The organism is Undibacterium sp. TJN19 (assembly GCF_049339485.1).
GTDB lineage: Bacteria > Pseudomonadota > Gammaproteobacteria > Burkholderiales > Burkholderiaceae_D > Undibacterium.
In genome coordinates this window covers 367-23,977 of record NZ_JBMPPL010000009.1, presented here as the reverse complement: position 1 = coordinate 23,977, position 23,611 = coordinate 367, and the positions used below count along the sequence as shown (strand labels likewise).

The following is a 23,611-nucleotide window of genomic DNA, read 5'->3' as shown; positions in this document are numbered from 1 at the left end:
CTCCGGCAAATGGGTGGATGCCGTGTATTTGTCACTCGATGGCAAGCTCAATGGCAATTCCGTCCTGCTTGGACGCATTGATAATGCCCAGGCACTGATACCCGCTGACAGCTATGCCAGCCAGCTCGCCAGTTTCACGATACCTTTGCGTTACCGTGGTGATGCCTACATCATCGTTGCCGCCGATATCGACAACAACATTGAAGAATTCCCGAACGAAGCCAATAATATCGGCATCAAAAAAATCAATATTGAACCCGTACCTTTTGCCGACCTCGTCACCAGCAATGTCGTGACACCGGATCAGGCTACCTTTGGTGCCAACATTGATGTCAACTATAAAGTCAGCAATAAAGGCGAAGCCGCAACACGTGGTGACAACAGCAGCGTCAATGGATGGACAGATACTGTCTGGCTGACCCGCAGCAAAGGGAAACCATCGCCAAGCAAAGGCGACATCCTTCTGGGGCAAGTCAGCCACACCGGCTTGCTAGGCGTTGGTGAAGACTACCTGGGGCATTTGTCCGTGCGCTTGCCAGACGATATCGCGTCAGGACAATACAATATTACGGTATGGGCAGACACCTACAATGTCATTCCGCAAGATACCTTGGCGTCCAACGTCAACATGGATGATCCCACATCCACGCAAAGCGATAACTTCAAAGCGCGCCCCATCAATATTCTTGGCGTGACCAAACCCGATCTGACGGTTGCCTCGGTCAACTTCAACCCCACGATTGTGGCTGGTACGGATTTTAGTTTTAGCTACGCTGTCAAGAGCGTAGCCGGTTCTGTTAACGGCAGATGGAGCGACCGAGTCTGGCTCAGCGACAACGCTGACCTCAGTAAAGCCAAGGTCAAATGGCTGCTGGGTGAATACAAACAAGAACGTGCGCTTGGCAACGGCGAACAATATACCGTCAGCGACACCGTGCGGCTGGGCCCATCTGTTTCTGGTAGTTATGTGGTTGTCGAAACAGATACCGATACCTATCACCCTATCGATGAATTCGACGAAACCAACAATGCCTTAGCAGTAGCGGCCAATATCAGCAATGCGCCATCTGATCTGCAAGTGACATCCGTCGTCACCCAGCCAGAAAATGATTCTGGTGAGCTCACTCCCATTACCTGGACAGTCACCAACAAAGGTGCCGCAGTCTGGAGTGGTACGCAAGGATGGCTGGATGCTGTGTATGTCAGCACTAGTCCGAAGTTTGATCCCACGCACCTGACTCAAATCGGTTCCGTGGTTCATAAAAACGACGATGGCCTGGCAGCAGGGGCAAGTTATACAAGCACAGGCAATTTTGCTTTACCTGCTGGCATCAGCGGGCAATACTATATTTATGTCATCACCGACGCCATTAATAATGTTGGCGATGGTTTGATCTCGCAAAATTCTGGCGGTGCCACCCTCGAAGAACTGACCGGTGATCCAACCACCAATGCAAATGCGCGTGACCATTTGTACGTAGCTAGCGTATTTGAAGGTGTGAACAATAAGAACAACGTAGGTCAAGGCAGCCTGCATGTCACCTTTAAAGAGGCTGATTTGCAGGTCAGCGCATTTACCATTTCTGATCCGAACCCAAAAGCCGGTCAGACCATTACGGCTACCTGGACTGTCATCAATGCCGGTCAGCGCGCCACCAGGTTAACGAGCTGGTACGATGGCCTGTTCCTGTCACGTGATGATTCCATCGACGATACCGATTACCCAGTCGTCGACAATGGTAGTGAGATAGAGAAATTCTTCCGCATACGTGCCGCCAATATGCACGATGGATCTGGTAATCCGCGTTATTTGCAAGCAGGTGAATCGTATGTCAATTCAGTGACATTTACCCTGCCAACCTCGATCAGTGGCGACTTTCACCTGATTGTCAAGACCGATACCGATATCGCCCGTGATTCCAGTTCAACTCCAGCGCTTAGTTCCATCCGTGATGGTTTGCTGGTCGTTGACGTAAATGGTGCAGGCGGTGGTTCCATTGCCGAATTCAACAAAGAAGGCAATAACATTGCCAGCCTGGCCTTGCCAATTACAGCCGTCGCCTCACCCGACCTGGCGATCACGAAAATAGAAATTCCGCCATCCGTCGTGGCCGGGCAAGATTTTACGGTCAAATACCATGTTGTTAATCATGGGGGGGATACCCCACCTGATCAGGCAGGCTGGAATGACCTGATCTATCTCTCCAAAGACCGTAACCTGGATATCAAAACCGACAAGTACCTGGGCTTTGTCAGCCACAATGGCGGCTTGCTGGCATCCGGCTCCTACGATGCCAACCTCAGTTTCAAGGCGCCAGGCAATCTGGATGGCAGCTATTACGTCTTTGTTGTTACTGATCCTGACCGTTCCATGGGGGCGGGCAATAACACCGTACTGGAAACCAATAAAGACAATAACGTTGCCGCAGCTGACCAACCTTTATTGATCGTGACACCACCGCCTGCTGATTTGATCGTCACCGCAGTGACCCTGCCAGCGAGCGCACAAGTCGGCCAGAACGTTGAAATCAATTACACCGTCAACAATGCCTCCGACAATCCAGCCTATGGTAGCTGGACAGATTCCATCTACCTGTCTTCCGACAATCAGTGGGATCTGGGCGACATCCTTCTGGGTAAAGTGGAACACAATGGCGACCTGAATGGCCATCTGTCGTACGACGGCAAACTGATCGCCAATCTGCCGCCATTAAAAGATGGCCCATGGCGTGTGATTGTTCGTCCTGATATTTATAACCAGGTCTTCGAAGGCGCCATCAGCTATGATGCCAATGGTGCGCACCTGCCACCAGGCAAAGCCAATAACTTGCTTGCATCGGGCAATAGCCTCAATGTCACCGTACCAAGCCTGCCCCTGGCAACGCCTTATAACACCACGCTGTCGACCGGACAAAACCAGTTGTTCAAAGTCAGCGTGGCCGCAGGCCAGACCCTGCGTGTATTGCTCGATTCCAGCGCCAGCAGCGGTGCCAATGAAGTGTATATCCGCTACGGTGACATCCCCACCGGCTACAATTACGATGCCGCCTACGACCAGGCCGTCTCACCTGATCAGCAAGCCATCATCCCCAGCACCAAGGCAGGGGATTATTACGTCCTGATACGCAGCCGTCAATCGCCTGCCAGCACACCCGTCATGGTGCGCGCTGACCTGGTGCCACTGTCCATCACCAGCATTACTCCTGACGCCGGTGGTACAGGTGACGATGGTCACCGCTGGGTCACCATGGATATCACCGGTACACAGTTCAAGGCCGATGCCCTCGTCAAGCTGTCACGTCCGGGCGTATTTGAAATCCAGCCAGAACGCTGGCAAGTCATTGATGCCACCCATATACGCGCCATTTTTAACCTGCAAAATGTGCCGCATGGCTTGTATGACATCCAGGTCATCAACCCGGACGGCCAGACCGTCACCGAAAGCTACCGCTACCTGGTAGACCGCATGATAGAACCCGATGTCACCATCGGCATCGGCGGCTCGCAAAACATCACCCCGGGTGAGGGAGCTACCTACAGCGTTGCATTGCAAAGCCTGACCAACGTCGATACGCCGTATGTGCGTTTCGACCTGGGTGTTACCAATATGGGTAACAGCAACAACATCGTCGATGGCCTCAAGTTACCTTACGTCACCTTCGCCTCGAACGTCGGTGGGCAGCCAACAGGACAGATTTCCCCTGATATTGCCAATAACCAGAACTATGGCACCACGCCAACCGATGGTACGGCACGCAAAGACATCCCCTGGGCCTCGCTCGATGGACAAGTCAATACCAATGGCTTTAACCTCACCCCGGGTTATGCCTTTGACGTTGCTGCCAATGGTATGGCCAGTGCCACCTTCAACATACAAACCTACCCTGGCCTTGCCGAATGGATGGCCCATGATTTTGTTGGTCTGCGCGACAAACTGTATCAAATACGCCCGGACTGGAAAGCTGCCGGCCTGCTGGACGGTGGCGTCAATGATCTCGACAAGATTTCAGTCGGCCTGGCTGCCAAGTTCAAATCCCAGACTGACCTGCATTTCGATGAAAGAGAAAGCCTGGCCCTGGCCTTCCGCTTTAACGTCTTTGGTGCTGCCACACCCATTACCCGCGATGAATTCATTACCGAACAAACCACCTATGCACAAAAACTGCGCACTGCCATCCTGGCCGACAAGACGGCACCGCTGAACCTGCAAATTCTTGCGGCGGACGCGTCCCAATGGACCCAAGGCTGGCTGGCCGCGCTCGAAGCAGGGGGCATGTTGCGTCCGGTTGATCAGGCGCCACCAATCCGTCTTAATCCACAAGTCGTCAGCCTCAATACCACACTGGCTACTGGCATCTTGCTGGGTAAGGGTGGTGACAGCTACGTCACGCAAGGCAGCGTGGTTGATTTTTTCAACAAAGTGCAGCAATGGTATGGCGACACCGCACGCAGTGCAGGTGACCCCAATGCCGCCACTGCCACCGTCGACTACAACGAAGTGCGCGAAACCGAGCACCGTGACATTGTTGAAGTCCCCGTTCCGGTTGGTCCCAATGCGGCGGACTACAATGCCAATGCAGCGACGTCTACCCACTTTATTAACTTCAATGTCTTTGCCGGTTCCCGTGCCGAGATGGAATACCTGCGCCATATCGGCCTGCTTGACCAGGACTTCAAACCCGTCGGCCCGCAAGCACTGAACCTCGCCCAATACCTGAGCCAGGCAGCCACCCAAGCCACGGCGGGTCAATCCACCATCGGCATCAGCGGCCCGCAAGTGCTGCCTAACGCCCAAGGTGTCGCTTATGTGCCAGCCAATGTCGACCTGCCTTACACCCTGAGCTTCCAGAACACCACTGACCATGCTCTGGGACAAGTCCGTCTGGTTACCAAGCTTGATGCCAATTTCGATGCGCGTACCTTCCGCCTCAACGACATCAAGATCGGCGACCTCAACGTCCACATCCCCGATGGCAATGCCGTCTTCCAGCGCGACTTTGATTTCGTCGCCAGCAAGGGTTTTATTCTGCGTATCAGCGGCGGTGTAGATGCCGCTACACAGACCGCCACCTGGTTATTGCAAGCCATCGACCCCAACACCGGCGAAGTGCTCAACGACGCCAGCCGCGGCTTGTTGCTGCCCCAACAAAATGATGGTGGCAAGAGCATTAGCGGCTATGTTGGCTACACCATTCAGGCCAGTCCCAAAGCTGTCAGTGGCATCAAGCTTGATGCCAACGCCACCGTCTGGTTTGATGGCCTGCCGCCTGTGGAAAGCACCCACATCAGCTATACCCTTGATGCGGCGTCGCCACAAACCACCATTACCGCCAGCAGCCTGCCTGCCGACAGCAACGGCGCACCTGCCTACAGCGTGAGCTGGAAAGCCATTGATGACGCCAGCGGCGTCAAGACCGTCACCATCTACGTTTCTGAAGATGGTGGCGATTTCCATATCTGGAAAAAACAGGTCGCTTCTGCCCAGGGCCAAGCTGTCTTTACCGGCAGCATTGGTCATCAGTATGAATTTCTGGCCGCGGCCACCGACAATGCCGGTAATCGTGAAGCCGCCTCCGTCACTAATGCTGTCTTGCCAGATGACGGCAGTAGCAGCAATACCCTGGGCGCCAACCAGACCGTACAAACCTCAACCGAACTGCCAGCCGCACCGGTAGACCGCACCTACGTCAGCAATGACCTGTTCCAGTCGGCGACGCAAGCCCTGCCAGGTCTGGTTGCACCAGCACAGAAGGGCGACCTGCAAAGCGTCATCGCTCCCATGACACTGCGCAGCTTTGCTGATGGCTATACCGCCAGCCAGGGTGATGTCGGTGCCATGGCCATGGTACAACTGCCTGATGGCAGCATCCTCGCCAGCGCCGGCAGCCAGCGCAATGAAGTCTTCGCCTACAGCAAAGACGGTGGTCACAATGTAACCCCGCTGTTCACGCTCGACGCGCCTGTGCTAGATATGGCCGTCGACAAACTTGGTCAGCTCTGGGTCATGACCGGCAGCGAACTCTTGCTGCTTGACGCCCATAGTGGGTCAATAATTTCTCGTCAAACTGGCCCGGGCGGTATTACCCTGACCCAGGCCCTGGCGATTGACCCCAACAGCGACGCCATCTATGTCTCATCCGGTAACGGGGTAGAGCTATTCAACCCCAAAGCCACCAATGGCAAAATCTGGACGCATTTCTCCAACACCCGCGTCAGTGAGCTCGCCTTCGGTACCGATGGCCGCCTGTGGGGCGTACGCTGGACTGGTGGCGACATCAACACCGCCTTGCCAACGGCCACCACCGACATCATCAGTTTCCCGATGTCAGGTAAAGAAAGCGGCAGAGCGCAGCTCGAATACCGTCTGGCTGGCATCATCGACAGCATCAATTTTGGCCAGGCGGGCTCGCCTCTGGCAGGCCTGTTGCTGGCTTCCAGCAGCCCGGCACAACATCCAGCCACATCCACCACAGCCACGCCACAAACAGCCGGCGTCTGGATGATAGAACTGGCCTCGCACCGCGTTTTGCAAGTCGCTAATGGTGGCACCAAAGGCGAAGCCATCGTCAGCACGGCCGATGGCCGCATCCTGGTGGCGCAAACCGGCCATATTGATGAGATCTCACCGATCAGGCCGCCACACATCCTGGCCAGCACCATCCCGGATGGCGCCATGATCCCCTTGCCACTGAACCAGTTCGCCATTAACTTTGATCAGGCCATGTGGACAGGGGCCGACAGCAACGATAGCACCGACGACGCCAGTGTCTTGAACCCGCTCAATTACACACTGGTTGCCACCGGTGCAAACAGTAACCTGAGCGTACACCCACTGGCCGCCCGTTGGAATGCCGCCAGCCGTTCAGTCATCCTGAGTTTGCCTGACTTGCCAGCCGGCGGCTGGGCCTTGCAGGTGTCGAATAAACTCCGTAGCGCCAACCAGGTACCGCTGGAAACCGGTTACATCAGCAACTTCACCACGCTGATGAACTTTAGCAGCAACGTCAAACTGAGCTTTAACAACACCCGCGCCAATCATGCGACAGGGGAAATCAGTTACGACATCAGCATTACCAACATCGGCCTGGATGATTTGCATGCACCCATCACCTTGCTGATTGATCCGGGTCAATACTTTGGCGGGGCAGTCAATAACGCCAGCCTGGGTTCAGGCCAGCAAGCCGGCCTCTGGAAAATTGACCTCAGCGCCGCCATGGCAGCCAACGGCAATGAAATCAAGGCAGGCCAGACCCTGGCTAACCAGACCGTCACTGTCAAGCCCATGAATGGCCTGGTCAGTACCGATGCCTCCACCGGGCAGATTGTGAAGTTCGATGCCGCGCATAATGTGTATGCGTTGCCTTATGCGAATACGCCACCGACTTTGTCGATTGTTACCGATCGTTCGAATGCACCAACACCAACCGAAGCAGCAGCTTTGCTTGCTTTGCTATCTCGTATGCATTTGGCAGACAAGAATGCTCTTATTACTGCTTTGATTTTAGCGAATGCATCTATATCAAAGATAACGCCAGAGCTTTTAACAGAATTACATCTGCCGTTGGATTTACCAAATGACGAACTGGCAGCATTAAATACTGTAATGGATGATATAAATTCTCCGATTGCAGAATTAGCTAATTTTTCTTCTGCCACAGTAGGGTCACCTTGGACCGCAAAAATTGCAGCAGATGACAATGATGGGACCGAATTTTTTTGGGAGATTGTGCAGGGGCCTCCCGGGCTCACATTAGTTCCAGACGTGGCTATAGGCGACTCAGCAGTCGGACATCGGAATATTGCAACCTTGCATTGGATTCCGACTTCAACGGATCTGGTTGAGTCCGAAATAGTTATTCGTGTACAGGATTCGCGAGGAGGCGTAGCTATACGCCATTTCAAAATACCAGTAACCGGAGGTAATTCTGCGCCAGTAATTAGGAAGATAGAAAATATTACTTTAAGTGAAGGCCAATCTCTGGCACTCCCAATATCTGTAACAGATTCCGATGCAGATTCGTTGACAATTAGTTTCCGCAATCTTCCCAACGGAGCTAGTTATAACGCAGCTACCGGAGTATTGAACTGGACGCCTGACTATGATCAGGCCGGTACCTATTCAAATATAAGCATTGTAGTGAGCGATGGTAAAGTGGCAACAGTACAGAATTTTAATATTCATGTTGATCAGGATTACGCTAATCCTGTGCTTTTCGCTACTGCAGAGCGAGAACTTAGAGAGGGTGAAAGTTTTGGTTTGCAAATTGTAGGTAATTTGCCAGGTTCCAATAGACAAATATGGGAGCCAACCGGTATCTATCATCAAGCTGATGGGACTGAGGTGAAACTGAGTTATTATGCCGCATCGATGCCCGGGGGTGCCAAACTGAACTCAGAAACGGGTTGGTTCTCGTGGACGCCTGATTTTAATCAACATGGAAAAGTAGTAATTCCCGTTACTTTGACCGCCACATATATTGGTGTTGATGGCGTTGAAATTGCGAAGACTAGAGTTACTCAAAACTATACGTTTAACGTCAGCAATGCAAATGGAACACCATTATTTGCACCGGCCGAAACATGGCATATCCTTGAGGGACAACCATTACAAATCAGTGCCTTTGCCTATGACCCTGACAATCCAGATTTTCAGCCAAAAATTCGTCTTTTGCCGCAAGGGCCCGCTGGGCATGGACAGGGCACTTCAACTGTTAAGTATGTCGTAACCGGATTGCCACAAGGCGCCACATTTGATGAAGACACCTTGCAAATCAACTGGACACCTGGCTACACGCAGGCAGGTACCTACCAGATTATCGTTACTGCAACGGACGATGGTGATGGCACCGGCACCCCTGCGTCCAGCCAGATCACAATTCCTGTCATTGTAGAAGACAGTTTTAGTACGCCGATATTCGGTAGCATCAGCAATGCTTCCGTGGCAGAAGGCAGCAGCATAGATATACCTATCACGGCCACGGACCCTAACGGACAACCTGTCACTTTGACAGTAACTGGCCTGCCGCGCTTTGCCACATTGACACAAACAGGCACAGGCAGCAATGCACGTGCCGTACTGCATTTCGCACCAGGCGCAAACAACCGTGGCGATTACACAATCACGGTGACGGCACAAAACAATGGTGGCGGTGACCCGTTAAAGGCACTTTCAACCAGCACCAGTTTCGTGCTGTCAGCCACCAGCCTGACCGAACCCCCGGTCGTCAGCGTCGCCCCCCGTTCTGTCGCGGTCGTCGGCCAGGAACTGCGCATCCCCATCAGTGTTACCGACCCTGATCAGGATGCCTTAAACTTCACCGCACAAGGCCTGCCAGCCGGTGCGCACATTGTGCGTGACCCACAATATGGTCAAGCCTGGCTTGTCTGGACACCGACAGCCGACCAACTGGGTGGCCACGACATCAGCCTGGAAGTCAGCGACAGCGGCTTGCCACCAGCAAACAGCGGCGTCATCCTGCCGGAAGACTTTGTCGCCCAGCCTAACACCGTCATTACCGACATGCGCATCGTCGTACGCGCAGCCAACAGCGCGCCAGAAGTCTTGAACGTTCAGGCCAGCGGTGCGCAAGTGACAGCCACCAGCACAACCAATACCAGCGTCAACGCCACTGAAGGCGTGCCAGCGTCTGTCACAATCGTGGTACGCGATACCGACTTTGATGCCGTCAACTGGGCCGTCAAAGGCATGCCAGACGGCATGACCATGCAAACAGCAACGGGCAGTGATGGTCAGACCAGACTCACCCTCAGCTGGACACCCGGCATGCTGGCCGCACAAACAGCCGCTGCGGGTGGCCCGGCAGGCCTGTATCAAATCGCACTGCGTGCCACCGATGGTTCTGCCTATGCGGACCACCAGATCGACATCCGCGTTGCCAACGTCAACCAGGCACCGCTGGTCTTGCAAACACCATTGCAACTGGTCTGGGAAGGCGACACCCTGGCTTTTGCCCTGCACGACGTTGACCCTGATGGCGACGCCATCTCTGCCAGCCTGCTGCGTGACCAAGACACCCCAACAGGTGTGCAATTTGACGAACAAAGCGGTAGCTTTGAATGGACACCTGACGCAGATACCGTCAATAACCTCAACGCCAAAGACAAACTATTTACCTTCCGCTTTGCCGTGACCGATGGCAAAGCCACCACTATCTCCAGTGTGCAGGTCAAGGTGCTTGACATCAACCGCCCACCAGAAATCCTGGCCAGCAACCATGCCTTGATTGTTGGCCAAAGCTTCAGCCTGCCCGTCATCAAAGGCGGCACGCTTGCCCAGGCACAGGGTGGCCTGCGCGTGACAGATAGTGACGGTGCCGCTCAGACCCAGGCCCTCAGCATCAGCTTTGACAACCTGCCACAAGGTGCCAGCTATGATGCCGTCAATGGTAAACTCAACTGGACTCCAAGCCCAGGCCAACTGGGCGACGTCAACGTCACCGCCCGTGTCTTCGACGGCAAACAAACCGCTGTCGAAGTATTTACCCTGCGCGTGGTCGCTGACGACTCCGGCAACAAACCAGCCATCCTCGTTGACCTGACCCCGGCCACACCGGTGTTGCCAGGTCAGACCGTACTGGCCACCGTACGTGCCAGTGCCTATAGCAGCATCAAAGACATCCACATCCGCATGCGCACCGTTGGCAGCGACGGTACTGTCGGCAACTGGACTGACGTCACACTTGACGCCACAGGCCGTGTCAAACTTACCCCCGCCCAGGCTGGTTTGGTCGAACTGCAAGTGACGGCCAACGATGTCGATGGTTTCAGCGACACCAGCACCCAGACTATACGGGTGCGTGACCCACAAGACAGCAGCGCCCCCGCCCTGAGCTGGGGTGGTGCGCTGGCTAACAGCAACGCCAGCATCAATGCGAACGCCGCCCCATTCAGTATCAGCAATGCCAGCATGATTCAGGCCAGCATCAATGAAGCCCAACTGATGGGCTGGAAACTGGAAATTGCCCCAGTCAATGGTAATGATAGTGGCAATGACAGCAATGCCAATGCCAGCACCTGGACCACGCTCAACAGCGTCAACAGCAATGCCAGCCACATTGCGGGCCAGTTTGACCTGAGCACCCTGGACCCGGCCCAGTTGGCCAATGGCGTCTACCGCCTGCGCCTGACAGCATGGGATCTGGCAGGCCGTACCAGTGAAATCAACAGCCGCGTCATCATCGACAGCAGCAACAAAACCTTAAACCAGGCCAGCAGCAATGATGCCAGCTTCCAGCTCGGTAACCACAGCTTTGCCCTTAACCGCAATCTCAGCACCCAAAATGTCACCAGCAAACCACAAGGCGACCTGGGTAACTGGGCACTCAGTCTGCTGGACACCCGCTTAAGCCAAGACCAACTTACTACCGATGCCCTGGGCGCTACCGCCCCGTGGCAAATTGGTGCCCATGTCTGGCTGCAAGTACCATCCAGCCTGACGACAGCCAATGCTGCCACTCAGTTCTTGAGCTTTACCTTGGGTACCAGCACAGAATCAATGAGCAATGGTAGTAACGGAACAAATGCAAATAACGCCAGCGCACCGACCGTTGTACACCCTACATTCGCCACCAATCAGGGCTGGACACTGCAAGCCACCACCACCGACACCCAAAATGGGTTCAATGCAAGGCCAGTGGCCCTGCAGCGTCAGGGTAACCGTTTATATGACCAAAGCACTGGCCTGCCATGGCAGGCAGAGGCTTATACCCTGACCGGACCAGATGGCACCCGTTATCAATTGGATGCCATGGGCAAGATTAACAGCGTCCAATTCACCGATGGCCAGCAATGGCTAATCAGTGACAGTGGTGTTGCACTGGTGGGCGCAGACAGCAATGCCCGCGTCAGCTTCTTGCGCAATGACAAGGGCCAGATCATTCAGGTCAGCGGGCCTGACGGCAATAATGCAAATACCAACACCGGTGCTGGTAAAGCCATTGCTTACCGCTATGACCAGGCAGGTAAGCTCATTCTGGCGCGTCAATTGGGCGGCAATAACAATGGCACCCAGCTTGGCTACCATGCCGATGGCAGCTTGATCCAGGACAGCATTACCGCCAACCTGGGTGCAGCGGTCAACTGGATAGCTAACGGCCCCAACGCCGCTGCCCAAACCACCAATAACTGGACCGGTAATCTGGTCGCTGGACAGACCGTAAAACTCAGCTACACCGTCAGGGACAGCGAACTGGCATCCACCGTCAAGACACCAGGGGCAGCACCACGCCTGATTCTGGCAGTCGAAACACTGGGTGCAGATGTCCAACTAAACGTCAGTGGCGCGACCGTTTTGGGCCAAAGCCAGAACGGCAGCCGTCACCTGACTTTATTGTCGGTGACAGAAGCGGGTATGAAGTTACTCAGCATCACAGGTGCAGGCAATGCCAGTGTACATATCGGCATTGCAGGAGATATCAATCAGGACGGCATCGTCGATGGCCTGGACAGTGCCGCCTTCGAACAGGCATTGACAAACCAAAACCTGACAGCTGATCTGGATGGTAATGGCATTGTCAATGCGGCTGACCGCCAGATCCTGTACGCGAATTACGGTCTTAACACCAACGTGGCACCAAAGACCAGGGCGCAAGATTTTAGCAATGCCGTAAAAACCCATACTGACTTGAATGGCAGTGTGACACTCAGCAATATCGCTGAAGACCAAGAGAGTGATCCGGTCTTCTGGCGCGTTATTGGTGCGACCCATGGAACAGCCACCCTTGCAGCAGATGGCTTGACAGTCTTGTTCACACCAGAAGTCGGTTATGCAGGCCAAGCGACGATCACTGTGCAGGCAGATGATGGCTTTGCGGCAGGGCATGCGATTGAACTGGGTGTCAATGTCAGCGGGGCGAAACTAGTGCTGCTACACGTTGATCGCATCGCTACGTTGGCAATTGGCGGAAACACGTCTTTGAATGTGACGGGTGACTTTGAAGATGAAAACGGAGTAATACTTTCTGGCGCTTACCTTCAAACTAAATCTGCAAATGAAAATGTTTTAAGAGTCGCCAACAATGGTACTTTAATTGGTATATCTACCGGCGTGACTATTGTTACCGTTAAGGCGCGTGGAATAGAAGGGGTAAATGTATTTAGTGTTGATACAAATCCTTCATCTCCGCAACTCGATGAAAACGGATTTGAAGTGGACGTGTATCCAAGAGCCATAGAGTTGCCTACATTTGTAGGGCAGCGACAGCTTAAAGTCACGTTGCCAGATCATACAAGTGTTGCCAGCGCGTCGTCTGGCATCAAATACTTCATTAGTGATTCGTCTGTCGCAGATATTAGTATTGACGGAATGATTCATGCAAAAAATAGTGGTGTAGCAACAATTTCTGTCGTTTATGGTGGTAAGCAACACGACATTGTTATTCGTGTTCAAGAACCATTCGTTGGATCGGCTAACGTGAGTGCGAGCTTGGGCGCTACAGTTCAGGATACTGATGGCAATTTGGTGATGATTGCGCCCGGAGCCTTGCAAAGTAATGCTGTGGTATCAATTAAAACCCGTGACTTGAATGATTTGGGAATGCCACCACCAGCGCCTGAATTGCTAGACATGCTCGGCGCAGTAGATATCGATATGCAAGACGTCAGGTCTGATCTGCCCTTGCAGTTAGCCCTGAAAGTTCAGGCACCTATAGATCCCGTTACTGGAAATGCAAAAATACTTGCGCCGGGGACAGAAGTGTTATTTTGGAAAAAAGGCATTATCGTGGACGCACAAGGAGTGCGTCACGATACGTGGTGGCTCGTCGACAATGGTGTAATTGCCGGAGATGGAATGGCACGTACTTCCAGTCCTCCATATTCCGGCACATCCGCTGGCGGAACTATGCTTGTCACTGTAAAGAAAAGACAAGATCCACAAACTGGTGAAATCAAAGTTGCAGGTGCATTGATAAATTGGGATGCTATATGGGCAAACCAAATGGCTATAGCAATGTCAACAAATCCTGCGATGGCAATAGCAGCGTTAAGCCTGTTTGCTGCGGCCCCTGCGGTCATTGTGCTTAACTACACAATCGACGGTTCGTATCAGTTAGAGGTGCCGAATCACGACTTTGAACCTCAAAATATTTCAATAAACTTCCCTGATGTTCCTACTACACCGGGTGTGACAACAGTACCTCAAATTACAGGCATCGATTTTAATCCCGTAACAAGAGCATTAAAAGTAAGTGCAACAAATCTGGTCCCAACAGATTCATTTGCAAATAATTTCAGATATAACGTGTGGTTGGTTCCGCGCGGCGATCAATTGGATGAACCAAATATTTTTGGACAAGACCCAGTCAAAGGATTGGTCTGGAAATCGTTCTCGTCTTCAAATGTGACTGATAAGTCTCTTGAAATTATTTTGCCACCTGGTATCGCACTTTCTCAACATTTCGTTTATGTAGAGCGTATCGCCGTCTCCTTTAGTGCTGACGGCGAAAATATGTCAGAGAAAGTAATTGACAGCGACACAGCGCCTGCGTGGAAAGACGATATAGCCGATGACACCCTCATCACTTCAGCGACGACACTCAACGTGTTTAAATCTGCTGGAACTGCCACACTTGTGAAACAAGTGACAGTAGACGAGAAAGGGCAAGCTTTGGATTTCCATGGTGTGTTCACTGATGAAATTGCTTTCAGTGATGACGGTACCTTGGCTTTTATTGCAGGCGCCCATGGGAAAATCTATGTCTATGACACAGAGACGCAAAGTATTGTGTACACCTTGGCGGTTCAAGGCTCCAGCGTTGGCATAACAAGCTTATTGGTCAATAGTGGGTGGCTTTACGTGACAGAAGGTACGGTAAATGGGCCTAATAGCGGTCGTTTGCTCCGAGTCAATATAGACCAGACAGCTAAAGATTTCTTAAATCGCCAGCAAGTATTAAGTCTTGAAGGTGCTGATATCAAATTTGGATTCCAGGATATGGCGATTAATTTCGGTCGTTACCTGGCAGTGACAGCACCGGCGTCCAGTATTCCCATCACAGTTAACCCATTTATCGTACCTGGAAATGTATATGTCATTGATCTTGCGCAGGTTGATGCGGATGGAAGAATCGGCGTTAATTTTAAAACCTTGGATGCGTACAATTATCCGCTTCGCAATTCTGCAAAGGGGCCAGAATTTATTACCAGTGGTTTGAATCGTGGTGAGTTCTTATTGTCTAGTGCAAAAGATTTTGCGCAGGGTGTGACAGGCTTAAAGTGGGCCATTAACGATGATGGAACATTAGGCAATCAAGTTACGGCGGTATCTCCCAAGTTGACGCCAAGCATCTCTGATCGTGACTGGATGCAAAAGAAACATCAACAATACATCCAGCAAGCGGCTGGATTAGTAATAGTGACCTATGACGGCGATCAATACGCATTGGTTGCCGACTATAACTTGAAATTCAATGATGTCCTGTTTAATGCACGTGATAGCTATGGTTTTGGAAAACAGTTAGGTGGAAAAATCGGCATTATACGAGATCCTTTCGGTGAAAAAGGCGACCCTGAATTTATGGGGGCAACCACCCCAATTCCTGGTGGATCCGTAAGGCAACTTTCGCTATCCCCAGACGGAAGTCTTTACGCAGACGTATTCATTGATAATACTGGAGACTCTAGCGCGCCAGAAGTCATGTCCCAGGCAGTTTTCTCCTGGAATGCTGGCGCATTGATTCAAGCAGCACTAACTACAAAGAACAAACTATCATTCCCTATTGATCGTGAAGGTAGTGAATTGAGATCTGTTCCCGTACTAGAGGCCCAACCATTTAGATATGATGGGCCTATCAAAGATCAGCCATTTGACTGGGTATTTGGAATCGGAAGTTATTCATCTACAGGTGACATTCCTGAATTAGGGCATATTGATGTAACCCGCCCGGTGCTACCGCCTGTAGATAGCACACCCAAAGAAAAACTAGGACTTTTGCAAACCTTGGCTATCAGGGCAGGTGCAGAAACTGACTTCCTTTTTTCCACCATCTATTCTGCCTATCTCGCGGTAGACGGAATAGACAATAAGACCTATGTTGCGCGGACCAAAGAAGCCACCAAGACCTTGCAAGAAGTGACATACGATACAAAAAATTCTACGGCAGCACAAATTTTGAACGTGATAGAGAGCCTTGCCAGTGGCCTCATTGAAGTCCCTTTACAGGCGCTAGATGTGCATGTCCGTAGTCTTGCGCTCATGAATGCTATCGCATACGGCCAGCCGCTGCCTGATATGCCTGCTATCAGTCAAATGGCACGGCTATATCAGTCCGGTACTGCCACACAAGCTGATTTGCTCAAGATGGCTGGCATGCAAGTGTTGCAGGCCAACCCTATCAGTGGTGGATTTCTTGCCGGCTACGATTTAAGCATAGCTTTACAACATGATGATCCAGAGGGGATTATGGCGGCGCTAGCCGGATTGTTATTGCAGGCCGGTGCTGCCAAGTTACAGATGAAAAATACTGAAGCAGCTCGCCTAAAAGTTTTTGAGACTGCCAAGACTAAGCCTGCACAAGTAGCGCAAGCGATGAGGGATTACAACAAGTCTGTGCGCGAGTCGCAAGCGGCATTGCAAAAACAATTTAGCGCTATTAAAACGCTGAATAATGCGATAGCCAACCTTACCAAAAGAGGTAAGCGATCTTCACAAGAACTAATGGAAGATGGCGTAAAAGGGCGCAACCTGAGTGAGCCAAAAGCAATTGAAGGCGCAGCGCTTGAATCATCGCAATTGACTGAAAAACTATGGGACACTAACGTAACCCGCTCTTTGCAAAACGCAATTGAAATCAGTCGCGATAACGGCGCCTTGGGCAAAGGCGATATAAGAATTGAATCAACCGAAAATCCACGTGTTGTCCGTGTTGTAGATGATAGTGGGCTGTCCATTGAATTTCAAATTGTTCCCAAAGAGATGTTATTGGACAAAAATAATGTGCAGGCGTATGCCCGTTTTAAATTTGCAGATTATCCAGAAAGCAATGGAGCTGATTTATTTGGTTGGGACGATTTCTTCAAGCCCGACAAAGACGGCAATCCCGTCAATCGCCCGACAGTCCAAATTTCTGAAAGTCTGTTAAATTCAGATGACGGTATTACGGCAGTTGTAGCGCATGAATATCTCGAAATCACGAAACTCAAAAAAGATCTTCAAAGCGGAAAATTTTCGCGTGCCGAAATTGAAAATAAAATCAATGAAGCGCATGGAAAAGCTGTCCAGCTTGGTGACGAGTTATACAAGGAATTCAAGGCCCGCAAAGAAGTTGAAATGGGACGTGAAATATCAGATCCCGAAATCCGAGAGACTTGGCGAACCCATGAAGATGCGGTTACTGCATTGTTAGATAGTGAGATTCCTGGAATCAGAAATCACGGATCGCAAGTTACGTTGGAAATTACACTTAACGAACCTGGTGAAGTAAAAACTATAACTATACGCATTGACGATATGTATAGGGTAGAAGGATCTGACGCCTATCAACTGGTTGATGCGAAATTTAGTCGTGTTCGCGAACTTTCGGACAATAAGGTGGACTTATCAACGACAGTAACCAAAAATCAAACCCTTGCGTATAAATGGATTACTGAAGGCAGGAACATTACAGTTGTGGCAAGAGGACCGCGCGCTGCAAAAGGCGGAATTGTGATCGATGAACTTACACCAAAGGAAGTCAAACTTACTTCACATGTTGATATTTATGTAAATTCGCCACAAGGCATAATCAAAAGAGTTTACGTCCCTGGGAAAGGAAAAGGGAAGGTCAGTAGTGTTGATCAAGGCCAACATCAGGATGTCATTGCACAGGGCCCAGGTAATTCTACGCAGTCGTTGACGATGCTAGATATTCAGATTGCGCTTCAGACGGCCCGTAACTATTGGATCAGCGCTGGGGTGCCACCTGCATTGTTAAATGGAGTGCAGTTCAATGTTGCAACCCTGAGTTCCAACCTTGCCGGTTTGACCGATGGCAAACAGGTTTCCCTTTCAGTTGACGGTGCTGGCTGGGGTTGGTTTGTTGATACAAGCCCCGCAATCAATGAAGAATTTGACATGCCTGATGCGGGCCATGAATTTATCGCAAAAACAGGCAGTGCAGCAGAAGGCAAATTGGATTTATTGACTGTTGTCATCCATGAACTTGGTCACATACTTGGATTAACTAGTGTAGATACGTCTGATAGTCCGGGTGACGTCATGTCGCAATACCTGACGCCAGGCGTCAGGCGCTTGCCTGATGCGCGTGATATCGCGCGATTGATGGAAAACCTTCCCGTCACGATAAGCCAATCATCTGCTAGTTTGGATAACCATGGCCAGCAACTGCCTGCCTCGTGGAGTAGTAGCACCAACGTTGGAAATTTTGATGGTGATCTACATGCCTGGCAAACCGCAGGCAACGTCACGACGACCCCACAAGGCACAGTGACCTTGGGCGAAAGCGGTAACGCCAACGCCCACCTTTCACAATCCTTCATGTTCAACCCTGGTGACAGATATCTGTCCTTCACCATCAGCAGCCATGACCTGCAAAGCAATGGTCTGGTTGACGGTGAAGAAGCTGGCCCCAAAGACGCCTTCGAAGTCGCCTTGTTGAACGCCAACACCGGTGCCGCCCTGGTTGGTACCGATGGCTTAAGCCATAGCGACGCCTTGCTCAACATCCAGACCGATGGCACAGAACGCCTGGCCCAGACCGTGCGCAAAGTCATGCACCCCGACGGTAGCGCCACCTACTACATCGACCTGCAACAAGGCATTGCCAATGGCGCCACCATTGCGGCAACACCTGCCTTGCTGTCGTTTGACTTGCTTGGTTTTGGTGTTGGCAACAGCCACGTCAGCCTGCGCGACATCCAGCTCATCAGCAAACCTGTCGCCTTTGATGACAGCGTCAGCAGCAATGAAGACCAGACCGTCATTCTCAACCCATTGAGCAACGACCTGTTCGGCACACCTGCGGCTGTGCCCCAACTGCACATCACCACCCAGCCAGCCCATGGCAGCCTGGTCGTGAACGCTGACGGCACCATCAGCTACACCCCGGCAGCTTTGTTCTACGGCGAAGACAGCTTCCAGTACAGCTACACCGTCACTGGCGTTGACACAGGTGCCAATGCAGGCACAGGCCAGGGTACAGGTTCTGATGCAAACATAGCCGCCCACACCAGCAACGTCGCTACCGTGCACCTGACCATTAATCACGTCAACCATGCGCCAACAGTTGTGGCTGGTAATCTCGATGCCAACGTCACCGCAGGCAAAGCCTATGGTTTTGAGCCACTACTCGCACCAGTGGCAACAGATGTTGATCACGACAAGCTTAGCGCCGTTATCGATACCCAGCCTGCGCACGGCAATCTGGTCATCAATGTCGATGGCACCTGGACCTATACCGCAGCTAATAACTACAGCGGTGAAGACAGTCTCGTCTACCACATCAATGATGGCACCGCCAATTCAGCCAGCGTGACTGTGTACTTCCATGTCCAGCCAGCCAATACCGCACCAGTAGCCACTAATGCCAGCCTGCAACTACAAGAAGATGGTGGCATCACCATCCACCTGACTGACTATGGCACCGACGCCCAGCATGACACATTAAGCGTCCGCATCAGCGCCCAGCCAAGCCATGGCAGCCTTACCGCCAATGCCGATGGTAGCTACACCTATGTGCCAAATAGCCTGTTCCACGGTAACGACAGCCTGCGCTTCATCCTCGATGATGGTCAGCTTGATTCTCAAGAAGCCACCATCAGCCTGAATGTCGCCCACGTCAACCATGCGACGGTGGTCAACAACCGCAGCATCAGTCTGGCAGAAGATACAGCAGCCGTATTGAACCTGCTGTCCACAGCAAATGACGTTGACAGTGATGCACTGACAGTCCGCATCACCACACCACCAGCGCATGGCACCGTAGCCAGAAACCCGGACAGCACCTGGATCTACACCCCCGCCGCCAACTACAACGGCAGCGACAGCTTTAGCTATGTAGTCAATGATGGCACCGTAGATTCCAACATTGCCACCGTCAACCTGAGCGTGACACCAGTCAACGATGCCCCGGTACTAGCTATTCAGTCCCGTACATTGGCAGAAGACAGCACAGCAATACTGAATTTGTTGAGTAGTGCAACAGATGTCGATGGCGATGCACTGACAGTTCGCATCACCACACAACCAGCGCATGGCACCGTAACCAGAAACCCGGACGGCACCTGGACTTACACCCCAGCCGCCAACTACAACGGCAGCGACAGCTTTGCCTATGTAGTCAACGATGGCACCGTAGATTCCAACATCGCCACCGTCAGCCTGAGCGTGACACCAGTCAACGATGCCCCGGTACTAGCTAATCAGTCCCGTACATTGGCAGAAGACAGCACAGCAATACTGAACCTGCTGTCTACCGCCAATGATGTCGATGGCGATGCACTGACAGTTCGCATCACCACACAGCCAGCGCATGGCACTGTAGCCAAAAATCCGGATGGCACCTGGACTTACACCCCCGCCGCCAACTACAACGGCAGCGACAGCTTCAGTTATGTGGTCAATGATGGCACCGTTGATTCTAATGTTGCCAACGTCAGCCTGAACGTGACACCGGTCAACGATGCCCCGACACTGAGCAACCAAAGCGTCAGCCTGCTCGAAGACAATGCCACCAAACTGAATCTGCTGACAGCCGCCAATGATGTGGATGGCGATGCACTTACAGTCCGCATCACGACACAACCGGCACACGGCACCATAGCCAGAAACCCGGACGGCACCTGGACTTACAGCCCAGCCGCCAACTACAACGGGGGCGACAGCTTCGCCTATGTCGTCAACGACGGCACCGTCGATTCCAATATCACCACCGTCAGCCTCAACATCGTCCCTGTCAACGATGCCCCGGTCCTCACAGGCCAAAGCATCAGTCTCAACAGCGGCAGCAGCAAAACCATCAACCTGCTGGCGAACGCCAGCGATGTCGATGTTGGTGATGTCCTGGTCGTTCGCATCACCACCCAGCCAGCGCACGGTAGTTTGGTCAAAAATGCAGACAACACCTGGACCTATACGCCGGTTGCCAACTACAGTGGCACAGATAGTTTTGCCTATGTGGTCAATGACGGCACCGTCGATTCCAATGTCGCCACTGTTAACATCAGCGTTGCTGCTGTCACCCAGTCAGGCATCAATGCCGACCTGGGCCTTGCCGGCAAATTCAACGTCTTCGCCTTCAATGACTTCACCGGCACCAACGGTGACGTCCAGGGGGCTGTTGCCGTCGGTCACAACTTCAACGTCAGCAACTACAGCGTCAATGACCTGAACTTGCCTTACAACGGCCTCTCCCTCATTGTTGGCAATGACCTCATTGATCACAATGGCGGCATCAATGGCACGGCGTCTTATGGCCACACGCAAGACACCTATGGCCAGAAGGCAGATGACCACGTCATTCAGGGCAACCCACCGTTTGCTTTTGCTGATGTCCAGACCCAACTGACCACCCTGAGCACCAGCCTGGCCAACCAGCCAGTGACTGGCACTGTCGTGCTGCAATACGGTGGCCTCACCTTCACCGGTGACGGTACGTCCGCAGTCCAGGTCTTTACCGTCAGTGGTGCTGACTTTGCCAGTGCCGGTTACACCCACCTCAACAACATCCAGCCAGGCCAAAGCATCATCGTCAACATCATTGGTGATACCGGCTTTGATGGTGGTGTCACTGACGCCTTTGATGGCTATAACACCCTGTTCAACCTCAGCAGCACCAATACCTTCACCATCAACACCAGCATCTACGGCAACATCCTTGCCCCCCATGCCAGTGTCAATGGTGGGTCTGGTTCCATTAATGGCAACCTCATCGTCAACAACTGGAACTCTGGTGTACAGATCAATGCCTACCACTTCTTTACCCCGGCAACGACCAATGCCCCTGGTACCACCCCACCGGTCAACCATGCCCCGGTTGCCACCAACAGCAGTGCCGGCCTCGATGAAGACACCAGTGTCTCCCTGAGCCTCTTGAGCAACGCCAGTGATGCTGACAGCACCGACGTATTAAGTGTCCGCATCACCAGCCAGCCAGCACACGGCACCGTCACAAAAAACAGCAATGGCAGCTGGACTTACACCCCAGTAGCCAACTACAACGGCACAGACAGCTTCAGTTACGTCGTCAATGATGGCAAGGTCGACTCCAACATTGCCACCGTCAGCTTGACAGTCAAAGCCGTCAATGATGCCCCGGTCGTCAGCAACCAAAGCATTACCGTTGACAATGCCACCAGCATCCTCATCAAGGCGCTTGGCACCGATGTTGATGGTGACAGCCTCACCAGTAAGCTCATCAGCACCGCCAGCCATGGCACCGTCACCCTCAATGCCGATGGCAGCTTTACCTACAAAGCCACAGCAGGCTATGTTGGTACTGACAGCTTTAGCTACAAAGTCAACGACGGCAAGGTCGATTCCAACCTCGCCACCGTCAGCCTGAGCATCACTGCCGTTGCCCCACCGGCAATGACCACAGCCGACCTGGGGTTGGCAGGGCAGTTCAATGCCTTTGTCTTTAATGACTACACCGCCACCGGTGGTGAAGTCGCCGGTACCATGGCCGTAGGACACAACTTCAATGTGTCGTCCTTCAGCATGGACACCACCCAAAAGAACTACCAGGGCATGTCACTGATCGTTGGTAACCAGCTCACCTTCAATGGTGGGTCTACCCATGGCAAAGCCACCTATGGCAGCAGCAAAACCACCAGCAACCTGCAACAGGGTGACACCGTCGTCAAGGCCGCACCACCATTCAGCTTTGCTGATAACAAAACCCAGTTGACAGATTTGTCCACCAACCTGGCAGCCCAAACCGCCAATGGTAAAACCACCGTCCAGTTCAATGGCATGACTTTTCAGGGCGATGGCACCAGCGGTACACAAATCTTCAATGTCAAAGGCGCCGACCTGCTCAGCGTGACCTATGCCAACTTCGTCAACCTCACCCCAGGGCAGACACTCATCATCAATGTGACAGGGGACAGTGGCATGCAAGGCGGTATGCCAGATGGCTTCAAGAACTACAACACCCTGTTCAACTTCAGTACCGCCAAGAAGTTGACCTTCACCAATGTCGCCTTGAACGCCAGTATCCTGGCGCCATTAGCGACAGTGACCGCAGGCAGTGGGGTGATTGATGGCAATGTGGTGGTCAATAACTGGAACAGCAATATCTACATTGCCAACAACCGCAGCTTCCAGGCGGCAGCCATGCCAGTGAAACAGACGAGCACCAACACGGCGATGGCGATGTCTGTTGCCGCAGCCAACCCGTATGCAACGGTGGTGAGTCCGGCGACACCGGCAACGACTGCCAACAGCAAGGCGGCGACGGTCTCAGCAACACCGTTACAGTCAACAACAGGTAGCAGTGCGATTGTGATACCGGCAAGCACAACAACGTCATCAAGCAACACCAGCACGACAGCAGCAAGCAGTGATCAGGCGATGGCGGCTTTGTTGGATAGTCTGGGTAGTTCGGTGGGGAGTGCTTTGCAGGCGCAGATGGATAAGACGCTAAGTCAGCAATAA

The 23,611-nt window shown here is 52.5% G+C and carries 1 protein-coding gene (cut by a window edge); it reads left to right on the top strand.

Features of this window, described 5'->3' with window-relative positions; all coding sequences use genetic code 11:
* Nucleotides 1-23,611, top strand: the 3' portion of a protein-coding gene (locus ACO0LH_RS21165) for a tandem-95 repeat protein (RefSeq protein WP_422943122.1). Its footprint begins 15,023 nt before the window's first position; 23,611 of the gene's 38,634 nt are visible here — the last part of the coding sequence; the start codon falls outside the window, past its left edge; it ends in the stop codon at nucleotides 23,609-23,611.